The following is a 12,644-nucleotide window of genomic DNA, read 5'->3' as shown; positions in this document are numbered from 1 at the left end:
ATGAAGCCGAGCCGGCTATGAGGGGCAGCGCCCCGAGTCCGGTCGCACACACTTCGCGCATCCGTTCCGGCATGCGCTGCGCCGGATCACGGGCGCTGAGACAGGTCTTCCAGAGGAGCGTTGAACGGTATGGCTGAGTACATCTATTCCATGGTGAGGGCCCGCAAGGCGGTGGGCGACAAGCTCATCCTCGACGACGTCACGATGGCGTTCCTGCCCGGTGCCAAGATCGGCATGGTCGGCCCGAACGGCGCCGGCAAGTCCACGATCCTCAAGATCATGGCCGGTCTGGACACCCCGTCCAACGGCGAGGCGAAGCTCACTCCCGGTTTCAGCGTCGGCATCCTGATGCAGGAGCCGGAGCTCGACGAGACCAAGACCGTGCTGGAGAACATCCAGGACGGCGTCGCGATCAAGCCCAAGCTCGATCGCTTCAACGAGATCTCGGCGCTGATGGCAGATCCGGACGCCGACTTCGACGCGCTGCTCGCCGAGATGGGCGTGCTGCAGGAGGAGATCGACGCGGCTGACGGCTGGGACCTCGACTCCCAGCTCGAGCAGGCGATGGACGCCCTGCGCACCCCGCCGGCGGACGCGGAGATCGGTCCCCTCTCCGGTGGTGAGAAGCGCCGCGTCGCGCTCGCGAAGCTGCTGCTGCAGAAGCCCGACCTGCTGCTGCTCGATGAGCCGACGAACCACCTCGACGCCGAGAGCGTGCTCTGGCTCGAGCAGCACCTCAAGGACTACAAGGGCGCGGTCATCGCCATCACGCACGACCGGTACTTCCTCGACAACGTCGCGGAGTGGATCGCCGAGGTCGACCGCGGTCGTCTGATCGGCTACGAGGGCAACTACTCGACCTACCTCGAGAAGAAGGCCGAGCGCCTCGACATCCAGGGCAAGAAGGACGCCAAGCTCGCCAAGCGGCTGAAGGACGAGCTCGAGTGGGTCCGCTCCAGCGCCAAGGGCCGTCAGACCAAGTCGAAGGCGCGTCTGGCGCGCTACGAGGAGATGGCGGCCGAGGCGGAGCGCACCCGCAAGCTCGACTTCGAGGAGATCCAGATCCCCGCCGGTCCCCGTCTCGGCAATGTCGTGATCGAGGCGAAGAAGCTCGAGAAGGGCTTCGGCGACCGCGTGCTCATCGACGGGCTGAGCTTCAGCCTGCCGCCGAACGGCATCGTCGGCGTGATCGGCCCCAACGGTGTCGGAAAGACGACGCTGTTCAAGACCATCGTCGGTCTCGAGCCGCTCGACGGCGGAGACCTGAAGGTCGGCGAGACTGTCAAGATCAGCTACGTCGACCAGTCCCGCGCGAACATCGACCCGAACAAGACGCTGTGGGAGGTCGTCTCCGACGGGCTCGACTTCATCACCGTGGGCAAGACCGAGATCCCCTCGCGCGCATACGTGTCGAAGTTCGGCTTCAAGGGGCCGGACCAGCAGAAGAAGGCCGGAGTGCTCTCGGGCGGTGAGCGCAACCGCCTCAACCTCGCGCTGACGCTCAAGGAGGGCGGCAACCTGCTGCTTCTCGACGAGCCGACCAACGACCTCGATGTCGAGACCCTGAGCTCGCTCGAGAACGCTCTGCTCGAGTTCCCCGGCTGCGCCGTGGTCATCACCCACGACCGCTGGTTCCTCGACCGCATCGCGACGCACATCCTCGCGTACGAGGGCACCGACGAGAACCCGGCCCAGTGGCACTGGTTCGAGGGCAACTTCGAGGCGTACGAGAAGAACAAGATCGAGCGCATGGGCCCCGAGGCGGCACGCCCGCACCGCACCACGCACCGCAAGCTCACGCGCGACTAATCCCCGCGACCTGCTCCGAACATGGCGAGAACACCACGCCTGCACATCCCCATCCACCTGCGATGGGGCGATCTCGACGCGTTCAACCACGTCAACAACACGTCGATGCTCAAGCTCCTCGAGGAGGCGCGCGTGCGCGCGTTCTGGAAGCCGGAGGCAGGGGAGCAGGCGCCGGCGACGGCCGTGCTCGATTCCGGGATCGAGCAGGGCATCCTGACCCTGATCGCGCGTCAGGAGATCGAGTACCTCGCGCCGGTGCCGTACCAGCGGCGCCCGCTCGAGGTGCAGATGTGGTTCGGCAAGCTCGGCGGTTCGAGCCTCGAGGTCTGCTACGAGGTGCACAACGACCCGGCGAGCGTCCAGCGCACCCTGTACGCCCGATCGACTGCCGTGATCGTGCTCGTCGACGCGGGCAGCGGACGTCCGGTGCGGATCAGCCCCGAGATGCGCGCCGCGTGGGAGCCGTTCGTCGGCGAGCCGATCAGCTATTCGCGCCGCTGACGCTCAGGCGTCCTCCTTGGGCACCCGCACCATGACCTCCTGCGCGACGCTGGCCAGCAGGGCGCCCTCGCGGTCGTAGATGCGGCCGGTCGAGAGCCCTCGTCCTCCGCGGGCGTTCGGCGACTCCTGCACATAGAGCACCCACTCGTCGGCACGCCCGAAGCGGTGCCACCACATGGCGTGGTCGAGGCTGGCCACCTTGAGGCCAGGAGTGTTCCAGGTGACGCCGTGACGGCGCAGGATGGACTCCTGGATGGTCATGTCGCTGAGGTACGCGAGCGCGGCGCGATGCAGGCGAGGGTCATCGGGCATCGTGGCGCGCAGCCTCATCCACACCGCCTGGTGTGCGACGCGCTCCCCGGCCACGTCGACGAAGAGGGGACCCTCGACATGCCGCACGTCGGCGGGTCGCTCCGTGAGCATCTTGAGGGTCAGGGGGTGCACATCCCCGAGCAGCTCCTCGTCAGGGCGCAGGCGCTCGGGGTCGGGGATGCCCTCGGGCATGGGCTCGGCGTGATCGGCACCAGGATCCTCGTCCTGGAACGACGCGATCATCGAGAAGATCGGGACCCCGCCCTGGAACGCCTGGCAGCGGCGAGTCGAGAACGAGCGCCCGTCGTGGATGCGGTCCACGGCGAACGTGATGCCGCTCGAGGTGTCTCCAGGGCGCAGGAAGTAGCCGTGCATCGAGTGCACGACGCGATCCTCCGGCAGCGTCCGCTCCGCGGCGACCAGCGACTGGGCCAGCACCTGTCCGCCGTACACCCGCCCCGTGGGCATGAAGTGCGACCGACCAGTGAAGATGTCCTCCGTGGTCCGCGCCTCGGACGCCGCGAGGTCGAGGACCTCGAGAAGGGCGTCGACGGATCGGCGGGCATCCTGCTCAGCGGTCATCCGACCAGTCTAGGTCGACGGGTCGGCGGCCACCTCGCGGTCAGCCGACTAACTTAGAGGAGTGACCAGACCGCTCGTGCTCGCCGACGCCCAGACCGCACGTGACGTGCTCACCTTCGCAGGACGAGCAGTGAAGGCGGGTGCGGACGGGGTCCGGCTGCAGGCCGCTGACGGCGTGCTCGCGCTGACCTCGGCGGCGCTCGCGCCGCAGAGCCTGTTCGACCAGACGCCCACGGTGCTCGCGATGCGCATCGTGCGGGCCGATCCCGAGCTGCGCTGCGACATCGTCGTCGATGAGCTCGTTGAGGGCGAGAGCGCGCATGAGCTCGCGCTGCCCGACACAGGCCGCGCACCGGCGTGGGCCGGCGTGGCACCGCCGCGAGGGGAGTGGATGCACGTGGGCGACCTCACCGCGCAGATCGTCGCCGAGCGCGCGCAGTGGGGGATCTCGGCCGTGGCGCACGGCACTGCGCCGGGCTCGGGCGAGGAGGCGGTGCGCACGCTGCGCGCCCGCGTGTGGGGCGAGCCGGACGACGCGCTGTCGGGTCTTCCACGCGGCGTCGCGTTCGCAGCTCACGCGTTCGGGTTCATCAGCGGCGCCGAGCAGGTGCGGGTGACGCGGTCGGGCCGGTGGACGCGACTGGCCTTCGCGCGCGGGCACGTTCTCAGCCGCGGTCCGGCCGTCACGGGGCTCACCGCCGTGCGCAGCACGGGGACGACCGGCTAACCAGCCGCGGCCCGTCCGGCCTGGCGTCCGGAGAACAGGCATCCGCCGAGGAAGGTGCCCTCGAGCGCCCGGTAGCCGTGCATCCCGCCTCCGCCGAATCCGCTCGCCTCTCCGGCGGCGAAGAGTCCGGGGATCGGGTCGCCGGCGACGTCGAGCGCACGGCCGTCCAGGTCCGTGTGGATGCCGCCGAGCGACTTCCGTGTGAGCACGTGCAGCCGGACGGCGATCATCGGTCCGGCCGCCGGATCCTGCAGGCGGTGCGGGGGAGCGGTGCGGATCAGCCGGTCGCCGCGGTAACCGCGCATCGAGCGCAGCATGGCGATCTGGGCGTCCTTCGTGAACTCGTTGTCGATCTCCCGGTCGCGGGCGACGACCTCTTCGCGCACCCGATCGACATCCAGGAGCTCCCCGTCCGGCACCGCGCGCATGCCGGCCAGCAGCGACTCCAGGTCGTCTTCGACGACGAAGTCGACACCCTCGTCGAGGAAGGCCTGCACGGGCCCGGTCGGCCCCTTCGCCAGGCGCGACCTCAGCAGCAGCCCGATGTCTCTGCCCGTCAGGTCGGGGTTCTGCTCGCTGCCCGAGAGCGCGAACTCCTTCTCGACGATCTTCAGCGACGTCACGAACCACGAGTGGTCGTGTCCCGTGCGGCGAAGGTGCGCGAGAGTGCCCAGCGTGTCGAAACCCGGATACAGCGGCACGGGCAGCCGCGTGCCGGTGGCGTCGAGCCAGAGGGACGACGGTCCGGGCAGGATCCGGATGCCGTGCCCCGGCCACACCGGATCCCAGTTCTGGATCCCCTCGACGTAGTGCCACATGCGGTCGTTGTTGATCAGGTCGGCTCCGGCCGCGCGGGCGACGGCCTGCATCGACCCGTCGACGTACGCGGGCACTCCGGTGAGCATGTGCTCGGGCGGAGAGCCGAGGCGTTCCGGCCAGAACGCGCGGACGAGGTCGTGAGCACCGCCGATGCCTCCGGAGGCGACGATCACGGCATCCGCTCTGATCTCGAAGTCGGCCACGCGCTCGCGCGAGGTCGGCGTGCCCCGCGGCGCGTGCGTGTCGGCGAGCACGACGCCGCGTGCGCCGACGACGGCGCCGTCGTCGAGGATCAGGTCGGCGACGCGGTGCCGCGACAGGATGGTCGCCCGTCCGTCTGCCTCTGCCCGCTCGACGGCGGCGAGGAACGGCGCCAGGATGCCGGGACCCGTGCCCCAGGTGATGTGGAACCGGGGGACCGAGTTGCCCGGTCCGATCGCACTGCCGCCCCCGCGCTCCGCCCAGCCGACCACAGGGAAGAACCCGACACCGCGCTCGCGGAGCCACGCGCGCTTCTCGCCGGCGGCGAACTGCAGGTACTCCTCCGCCCACCGTCTCGGCCAGGCGTCCTCCGGCCGGTCGAAGCCGGCATTGCCGAACCAGTCCTGACGGGCGAGCTCGAGCGAATCCCGGATGCCCATCCGCCTCTGCTCGGGCGAGTCGACGAGGAACAGGCCGCCGAACGACCACCACGCCTGCCCGCCGAGGTTCTGGCGCGGTTCCTGATCGATGAGGGTGACGCGCCTCCCGGCCTCGAGCGCCTCCGCGGCGGCGACCAGCCCCGCCAGGCCCCAGCCGATCACGATGACATCGGACGCGGGGGTGCGGGGCAGGGCTGTCATGCGGTCTCCGTCGACTCCGGGGCGGCGCGGTTCTCGAGCGTCGGGCGTCCCTGGGGGCTCGGCCCGATGCCCGAGGGCTCGAATGTGTTCACCATGGCATACGCGGCGCGCTCGAGGTAGTCCCAGAGGGTCGCCTCGTGCAGCGGCGACAGCTTCACCTCGTCGAGCGCCGTGCGCATGTGACGCAGCCAGCGATCGCGTGCATCGGGGTCGATGTGGAAGGGGACATGCCGCATCCGCAGTCGCGGATGCCCTCGCTGCTCGCCGTACGTGGTCGGGCCGCCCCAGTACTGTGCGAGGAACCAGGTGAGGCGCTCCGCCGCAGGACCGAGGTCTTCTTCGGGATACATGGGCCGCAGCACGGGATCCAGGGCGACCTCGCGGTAGAACACCGCCACCAGGCGCTCGAAGGTGGGCTGCCCGCCGACCTCTTCGTAGAACGTCACTGCGTGCCGCCTTCCTCGCCGGTGGTCTTCTTGCGCCGCCAGATGCCGCGATCGACGATGCGGGGCACGCCGGTCACCGGGTTGGGCTTGGTGACAGGGGGATTGGCCCCCCGCACGCGGCGCGCGCCCTCCAGGCCGGTCAGGGTGACCGCGGCGATTCGGGGCACGCCGATCTCCTTCTCGACGAGGGCCGTGCGCAGCCGGCGACGCAGCTCCTGTGAGACGTCGTCCATCGCGTTCGCCCTGGTCTTCATGACCACGCGCACGACCAGCGCATCGCCGTCGATGGTCTCCAGGCCCCAGATCTCGGGTTTGGCGATGATCCGGGTACGCCACTTCGGGTCCTTCGCCAGGGTCTGCGCCGTCTCGAGCATCGTCTTCTCGACGAGTTCGAGATCCGCGTCGGGGGCGACTCCGAGATCGATGATCGCGCGCGCCCAGCCCTGCGACATGTTGCCGATGCGGGTGACCTCGCCGTTGCGGACGTACCAGAGCGTGCCGTTCACGTCTCGCACCTGAGTCACTCGGACACTGACGTACTCGACGACACCGGAAGCAAGGCCGAGGTCGACCACGTCTCCGATTCCGATCTGATCCTCGGCGACGAGGAACAGCCCGTTCAGGACGTCCTTCACGATGTTCTGCGCACCGAAGCCGAGACCGGCGCCGACGGCGGCTGTCAGCAGCGTGAGCGAGCCGAGCAGGTCCTTGTTCAGGTGGTTGACGACGAGCACGATGGCGACGACGACGAGGATCACGTTGACGATGTTGGTCAGGATCGTGCCGAGAGTGCGGGTGCGCTGCACGAGGCGCATGTCAGCCAGCGGCGAGCGCTCCAGCGCCTGGGTGTCGTCGACGTTCGCCTTGGTCTTCGCGCTGTCGACGATGCGCTTCACCACGCGGCGGATCACCCCGCGCAGCACCAGCGCCGTGAGTGCGCACACAGCGATGATGATCGCGACCACGAGGATGTTCCCACCCGTCGCCTGCAGGATCTGGAGCAGCCGTTCCCACGACCAGTCCCCGGCAGCATCGTCAGGGGCGGCGAGCGCGGCGAGCGGGGCGGGGAAGTGGAAGGTGTTCATCAACTCGATGGTAGCGAGCGGGCCTCAGCGCACACTGGGTGCGCTGAGGCCCGCTCGAGACGGATCGTCCTGGCTCCGGGTCAGATCTCGGCGTCGCGGGACTGAGCGGCGAGCGCCCGCTCGACGTCGGCCAGGTTCTCGTGCACGAGGCGGCGCAGCGCGGGAGCGGCGTCCTGGTTCTCGGCGAGCCAAGTGCGGGTCGCGTCGCGCAGCTCCACGCTGGCGAGCGAGCGCGGGTACAGGCCGACGACCAGGTAATCGGCGATCTGATACGTGCGCTGCTCCCAGATCGGCACCAGCATCTCGAAGTACTTCGGGATGAAGTCGGCGAGCACGTCGGTGCCGGACGGGTGCACGAATCCGAGGGCAGCCGAGCGCACGATGGTGTTGGGCAGGTCGCTGTTGTCGATCAGCGACGACCATGCGGCCTGCTTGGCTTCGGCGGTGGGCAGGGCGGCGCGCGCCTGCGCGGCGAACTCCCCGCCCTTGGACGTGTTGTCGGCGGCCAATGCGGCATCGATTGCGCCGGCGTCGGTCGCGCCGGCGGCCGCGAGGCCGACGAGCAGCAGCCACGACAGGTCGGCATCGATCTCGAGGCCGGGCAGGGTCTCCTCGCCGGCGCGCAGGCGGCCGACGATGCCTGCCTGCTCGGGGGTGGCGACCGAGTTGGCGAACGCGGTCACGAGCTGCAGCTGGCTGTCGCTGCCCGCCTCGGCCTGCTGAGCGAGGGCCCACAGACCGTCGGCGATCTTCTCGCGGGCGGCGGCGCGCGTGTCCGGTGCGACGTAGATGTTCGCGGCGAGCTGCACCTGCGCGAGAGTCGTGCGAACGGTCGTCGACTCGGTCTCGTGACCGATGTTGCCCAGGACGAGGTCGATGTAGTCGGAGGCGGCGGTCTCGGCATCCCGGGTCTGGTCCCAGGCCGCGCCCCACACGAGCGACCGCGCGAGCGGGTCGGAGATGTCGGACAGGTGCTCGATCGCGGTGGCCAGCGACCGCTCGTCGAGGCGGATCTTCGCGTAGGCGAGATCGTTGTCGTTGAGCAGCACCATGTCGGGACGCTCGAGGCCCTGCAGCTCGGGGATCTCGGTGCGGTCGCCGTCGATGTCGACCTCGACGTAGTGCGTGCGCACCAGATCCCCGGCGCCTTCGGCGGAGTCGCTGAGGTTGTAGAAGCCGATGCCCAGGCGGTGCGGACGGATGGTCGGGTAGTCCGCGGGAGCGGTCTGCGTCACCGCGAAGCGGGTGATGACGCCCGACGCGTCCTCGACGATGACCGGGGCGAGGGTGTTCACGCCGGCGGTCTCGAGCCACTTCTTGGCCCAGGTGGTGAGGTCGCGCCCGCTGGTGGCCTCGAGCTCGGTGAGCAGGTCGCTCAGCTCGGTGTTGCCCCAGGAGTGCTTCTGGAAGTACTGCCCGACGCCGGCGAAGAACGCGTCGATGCCGACCCACGCGGTCAGCTGCTTGAGCACCGAGCCGCCCTTCGCGTAGGTGATGCCGTCGAAGTTCACCATCACGTCTTCGAGATCGTTGATCTCGGCGACGATCGGGTGGGTCGACGGCAGCTGATCCTGGCGGTACGCCCAGGTCTTCTCCATCGCGTTGAAGGTGGTCCAGGCGGACGTCCACTCGGTGGCCTCCGCAGTGGCGATGGTGGATGCCCACTCGGCGAACGACTCGTTCAGCCACAGGTCGTTCCACCATTTCATGGTGACCAGGTCGCCGAACCACATGTGCGCGAGCTCGTGCAGGATCGTCACGACACGACGCTCCTTGACGGCGTCGGTCACCTTGCTGCGGAACACGTAGGTCTCGGTGAAGGTCACTGCACCCGCGTTCTCCATGGCTCCTGCGTTGAACTCGGGCACGAAGAGCTGGTCGTACTTCTCGAACGGGTAGGGCACGCCGAACTTGGCCTCGAAGTACTCGAACCCCTGCCGGGTCTTGTCGAAGATGTAGTCCGCGTCGAGGTGCTGCCAGAGGCTCTTGCGTCCGTACACGCCGAGCGGCACGACGGCGCCCGAGGCGCTGGTGAGCTCGGAGAACGTGGCCTCGTACGGGCCCGCCACGAGTGCGGTGATGTACGACGAGATGCGCGGCGTGGGGGCGAAGCCCCAGGTGGCCACGCCCTCGGCGCCCGACGACGAGTCGTGCACGATGGGCTCGGGCGTGGGGGAGTTCGAGACGACCTTCCAGGCTGAGGGAGCCGTCACGGTGAACTGGAACGTCGCCTTGAGATCCGGCTGCTCGAACACGGCGAAGACACGGCGCGAGTCAGGAACCTCGAACTGCGAGTACAGGTACACCTCGCCGTCGACGGGGTCGACGAAGCGGTGAAGGCCCTCGCCCGTGTTCGTGTAGAGGCAGTCGGCGTCGACGATGAGGACGTTCTCCGCCTGCAGGCCGTCGAGGGCGATGCGCGAATCGGCGAAGGCGGCGCTCGGATCGATCTGCTCGCCGTTGAGCGTGATCTCGCGCACCTCTCGTGCGATGAGGTCGATGAACGTCGAGGCGCCGGGGGTCGCGGTGAAGCGCACAACGCTGCGCGAGCCGAACACCTCCGCTCCCTTGGTCAGGTCGAGCGAGATCTCGTACGACTGCGTGTCGATGACGGCACGGCGCTCCTGCGCTTCGGTACGGGTGAGGTTTTCTCCAGGCACAGCTGATTTCTCCCATTGGTGGAGGGGATGTCGAGTGCGTCCACGCTGCTGGCGCCGACGGCAACCATGACAGCCTACGCCAGCGCCGCGCCGGCGCGCTGACCTCGATGCTGGCTCATAGAGAGTCGGTGGAAGGATGGATGACGTGAGCCCCACAGAGAAGATCGTCGTTCCGCACGCCTCGCCGGCAGCATCGGCCGGCTCCGCCCACATCGAGGTCCCCGTCGCCTACGACGGCGTCCTGCTCGCCGGATTCGGCGGGCCGGAGGGGCAGGACGACGTGATCCCCTTCCTGCGCAACGTCACGCGGGGGCGCGGCATCCCCGATGAGCGACTCGAGGACGTCTCGCACCACTACCGCCACTTCGGCGGCGTCAGCCCCATCAACGCGCAGAACCGCGCGCTGAAGGCTGCGCTGGAGGCGGAGCTCGCGGCGCGATCGATCGATCTGCCCGTGTACTGGGGAAACCGCAACTGGGCGCCCTACCTGGAGGAGGCCGTCGCGGAGGCGGCTGCGAACGACGACACGACACTGCTCGCCTTCGCGACCAGCGCATACAGCTCCTTCTCGAGCTGCCGCCAGTACCGCGAGGACTTCTCTCGCATCCTCGACGGCACCGAGCACGACGGGGTGGTGACGATCGACAAGATCCGTCCGTTCTTCGACCACCCCGGCTTCGTGCAGGCGTTCGTCGAGGGCGTCCACGACGCGGTGCGGCAGCGTCTCGACGAGGGTCTCGCCGCAGAGCGGATCCAGGTGCTGTTCTCGACCCACAGCATCCCGATGGACGACGCCGTGCGTTCCGGCCCACGCGACATCGACTGGGGCGAGGGCGGCGCGTATGCCGTGCAGCACGAAGCCGTCGCAGCCTGGGTGATGGCCCGCGTCGCCGAGCTCGCGCCCGCCGCGGCCGACGTGCCGTGGGAGCTCGTGTACCAGTCGCGCTCCGGCCCGGCCTCGCAGCCCTGGCTCGAGCCGGACGTCTGCGACGTCATCGGCGAGCTCTCCGAACGCGGACGCGATGCGGTGATCGTGGTGCCCGTCGGATTCATGAGCGATCACATGGAGGTGCTCTGGGACCTCGACACCGAGGCGAAGGAGGCCGCAGAGGAGGCGGGCCTCGCCTTCACCCGAACGCCGACTCCCGGCGTCTCGCCGGCGTTCGTCGCCGGAATCGTCGACCTCGTGCAGGAGCGGCTCGAGGGCCGTCCGGCTGCTGACCGCGCGCATGTAACCGAACTCGGACCGTGGTTCGACGTGTGTCGCCCCGGGTGCTGCGAGAACATCCGCGCGGGCTTCAAGCCGGCGGCCGCCGGCATAGCGCCCTGATCGCCTCTCCCGTCTCAATAGGATTGACGCCATGCGCATCCACATCGCCACCGATCACGCCGGACTGGATTTCTCGACCCGCCTTCAGGAGCACCTGCGCTCGTCAGGGCATGAGGTGATCGACCACGGGCCGGTGGAGTACGACGCGCTGGACGACTACCCGGCCTTCTGCATCCGTGCCGCACAGAGCGTGGTCGCCGACCAGCGCGCCGGAGTCGACGCGCTCGGCGTCGTCTTCGGAGGGTCGGGCAACGGAGAGCAGATCGCGGCGAACAAGGTCGAGGGCATCCGGGCGGCGCTGGTATGGAACCTGTCGACCGCACAGCTCGCCCGCGAGCACAACGACGCGAACGTGATCTCGATCGGCGCCCGCCAGCACGGCTTCGACGAGGTCATCTCGTTCATCGACCTGTTCATCGCGACGCCGTTCCCCGGCGACGAGCGCCACGTGCGCCGGATCGGTCAGATCGCCGACTTCGAGAAGGACGGATCGCTGCTTCCCGATCCGCGAGCCTGACATGCCCGAGGGTCACTCCGTCCACCGCATCGCCCGACAGTTCGCACGCAACTTCGTCGACAGGCCCGTCCGTGCCTCCAGCCCGCAGGGGCGGTTCGCCGAGGGAGCCGCCGTGCTCGACGGGCGGGAGATGATGCGGGCGATGGCGGTCGGCAAGCAGATGTTCCTCGAGTTCGAGGATGCCGTGTGGCTGCGGGTGCACCTCGGACTGTACGGGGCGTGGGACTTCGCCGGCGAGATCGTCGCGGACGCGACCATCGCCTCGGCGAACGGACGCATGGGGCAGACCAACCAGCGCGGCACCGATCTCGATGAGGCGATCTTCGACGAAGCCGGGGAGAACTCGCTGTCCTCGATCGGCGCACCGCGGAAGTCGCGCGTGCACGTGCGCATGTCCGAGCAGACCAAGGGGCTCGCCGATGAGGGCGACGACTGGCCGCCGCCCGTGGTCGGGCAGGTGCGCCTTCGTCTGCTCAACGACGCGACCTGCGCGGATCTGCGCGGTCCGACCGCCTGCGCACTGCAGACCACCGACGAGATGCTCGCCACCATCGCCAAGCTCGGCCCCGACCCCCTCGTCGGAGACGTGACGGAGGGCGAGGAGCGCTTCGTTCGCATCGTGCGCCGCAAGCCCACGCCGATAGCGCTGCTGCTGATGGATCAGGCGGTGGTCAGCGGCATAGGCAACGTGTACCGGGCGGAGATGCTCTTCCGCGCCAGGCTCGAGCCGCACACGCCAGGCCGCGACGTGCCGGAGGAGGTCGTGCGCGAGCTGTGGCGCGACTGGGTGAAGCTGCTCGCGATCGGTGTCGAGACCGGTCAGATGATGACGATGGACGGCCTGACCGGCGACGCCTACCGGGCCGCCATGGCCAGCCGTGACGATCGCCACTGGGTCTACCACCGGGCGGGCCTGCCCTGCCGGGTGTGCGGCACCGAGATCGCCCTGGAGGAGATCGGCGCCCGCAAGCTGTACTGGTGCCCGTCCTGCCAGCGCTGAGCCCACGCGGCCGT

The 12,644-nt window shown here is 69.1% G+C and carries 11 protein-coding genes; 6 read left to right on the top strand and 5 right to left on the bottom strand.

Annotated elements, in window-relative coordinates; all coding sequences use genetic code 11:
- Window positions 1-129: 129 nt before the first annotated feature.
- Both ettA and FVO59_RS14840 read left to right on the top strand, forming a co-directional pair.
- Window positions 130-1,809, top strand: coding sequence for an energy-dependent translational throttle protein EttA (gene ettA, locus FVO59_RS14845; protein WP_182253320.1), 1,680 nt, complete (start codon window positions 130-132; stop codon window positions 1,807-1,809).
- 21 nt (window positions 1,810-1,830) lie between these two features.
- Window positions 1,831-2,310: an acyl-CoA thioesterase gene (locus FVO59_RS14840; RefSeq protein WP_182253319.1), complete on the top strand. Its 480-nt coding sequence runs from the start codon at window positions 1,831-1,833 to the stop codon at window positions 2,308-2,310.
- A 3-nt stretch (window positions 2,311-2,313) separates the two neighbouring features.
- On the opposite strand, the gene FVO59_RS14835 is transcribed toward FVO59_RS14840, so the two are convergent.
- Window positions 2,314-3,204 (bottom strand): acyl-CoA thioesterase, encoded by an 891-nt coding sequence (locus FVO59_RS14835; RefSeq protein ID WP_182253318.1) that lies wholly within the window; start codon window positions 3,202-3,204, stop codon window positions 2,314-2,316.
- 61 nt (window positions 3,205-3,265) lie between these two features.
- Between FVO59_RS14835 and FVO59_RS14830 the strand changes: the two genes are divergently transcribed.
- Window positions 3,266-3,931, top strand: coding sequence for a DUF8185 domain-containing protein (locus FVO59_RS14830; protein WP_182253317.1), 666 nt, complete (start codon window positions 3,266-3,268; stop codon window positions 3,929-3,931).
- Here the strand turns inward: FVO59_RS14830 and FVO59_RS14825 are convergent.
- The 4 genes from FVO59_RS14825 to pepN all read right to left on the bottom strand — a co-directional run bounded on the left by FVO59_RS14825 (window position 3,928) and on the right by pepN (window position 9,783).
- Complete coding sequence (locus tag FVO59_RS14825; protein ID WP_182253316.1) at window positions 3,928-5,592, bottom strand: FAD-binding dehydrogenase; 1,665 nt, start codon at window positions 5,590-5,592, stop codon at window positions 3,928-3,930. The two genes, FVO59_RS14830 and FVO59_RS14825, sit on opposite strands and share 4 nt — an antisense overlap.
- The gene (locus FVO59_RS14820; RefSeq protein ID WP_275943031.1) at window positions 5,589-6,080 is read right to left on the bottom strand and encodes a globin; all 492 of its coding nucleotides are present in this window, start codon (window positions 6,078-6,080) and stop codon (window positions 5,589-5,591) included. The genes FVO59_RS14825 and FVO59_RS14820 overlap by 4 nt, the downstream gene beginning before the upstream one ends.
- Window positions 6,035-7,123 (bottom strand): mechanosensitive ion channel family protein, encoded by a 1,089-nt coding sequence (locus FVO59_RS14815; protein WP_182253314.1) that lies wholly within the window; start codon window positions 7,121-7,123, stop codon window positions 6,035-6,037. The genes FVO59_RS14820 and FVO59_RS14815 overlap by 46 nt, the downstream gene beginning before the upstream one ends.
- Window positions 7,124-7,203: 80 nt before the next feature.
- Window positions 7,204-9,783, bottom strand: a complete 2,580-nt coding sequence (gene pepN, locus FVO59_RS14810; protein WP_182253313.1) for an aminopeptidase N — start codon at window positions 9,781-9,783, stop codon at window positions 7,204-7,206.
- Window positions 9,784-9,919: 136 nt separating this feature from the next.
- Here pepN and FVO59_RS14805 point away from each other — a divergent pair, with 136 nt between their 5' ends.
- From FVO59_RS14805 to FVO59_RS14795, 3 genes are read left to right on the top strand one after another with little or no spacing between them, the layout of a single operon-like run.
- Complete coding sequence (locus FVO59_RS14805; RefSeq protein WP_182253312.1) at window positions 9,920-11,113, top strand: ferrochelatase; 1,194 nt, start codon at window positions 9,920-9,922, stop codon at window positions 11,111-11,113.
- 31 nt (window positions 11,114-11,144) lie between these two features.
- Window positions 11,145-11,630: a ribose-5-phosphate isomerase gene (locus FVO59_RS14800; protein WP_182253311.1), complete on the top strand. Its 486-nt coding sequence runs from the start codon at window positions 11,145-11,147 to the stop codon at window positions 11,628-11,630.
- Window position 11,631: 1 nt separating this feature from the next.
- Window positions 11,632-12,630 (top strand): Fpg/Nei family DNA glycosylase, encoded by a 999-nt coding sequence (locus FVO59_RS14795; protein WP_182253310.1) that lies wholly within the window; start codon window positions 11,632-11,634, stop codon window positions 12,628-12,630.
- The last annotated feature ends 14 nt before the right edge of the window (window positions 12,631-12,644 follow it).

Origin of the sequence: Microbacterium esteraromaticum (genome assembly GCF_014084045.1) — a bacterium.
Classification (GTDB): domain Bacteria; phylum Actinomycetota; class Actinomycetes; order Actinomycetales; family Microbacteriaceae; genus Microbacterium; species Microbacterium esteraromaticum_D.
This window is presented reverse-complemented; position numbering and strand designations above follow the sequence as displayed.

Coding starts and splice junctions, on each gene's coding strand:
- ettA (WP_182253320.1), top strand. CDS start 130: ATGGCTGAGTACATCTATTCCATGGTGAGGGCCCGCAAGGCGGTGGGC.
- FVO59_RS14840 (WP_182253319.1), top strand. CDS start 1,831: ATGGCGAGAACACCACGCCTGCACATCCCCATCCACCTGCGATGGGGC.
- FVO59_RS14835 (WP_182253318.1), bottom strand. CDS start 3,204: ATGACCGCTGAGCAGGATGCCCGCCGATCCGTCGACGCCCTTCTCGAG.
- FVO59_RS14825 (WP_182253316.1), bottom strand. CDS start 5,592: ATGACAGCCCTGCCCCGCACCCCCGCGTCCGATGTCATCGTGATCGGC.
- FVO59_RS14815 (WP_182253314.1), bottom strand. CDS start 7,123: ATGAACACCTTCCACTTCCCCGCCCCGCTCGCCGCGCTCGCCGCCCCT.
- FVO59_RS14805 (WP_182253312.1), top strand. CDS start 9,920: ATGGATGACGTGAGCCCCACAGAGAAGATCGTCGTTCCGCACGCCTCG.
- FVO59_RS14800 (WP_182253311.1), top strand. CDS start 11,145: ATGCGCATCCACATCGCCACCGATCACGCCGGACTGGATTTCTCGACC.
- FVO59_RS14795 (WP_182253310.1), top strand. CDS start 11,632: ATGCCCGAGGGTCACTCCGTCCACCGCATCGCCCGACAGTTCGCACGC.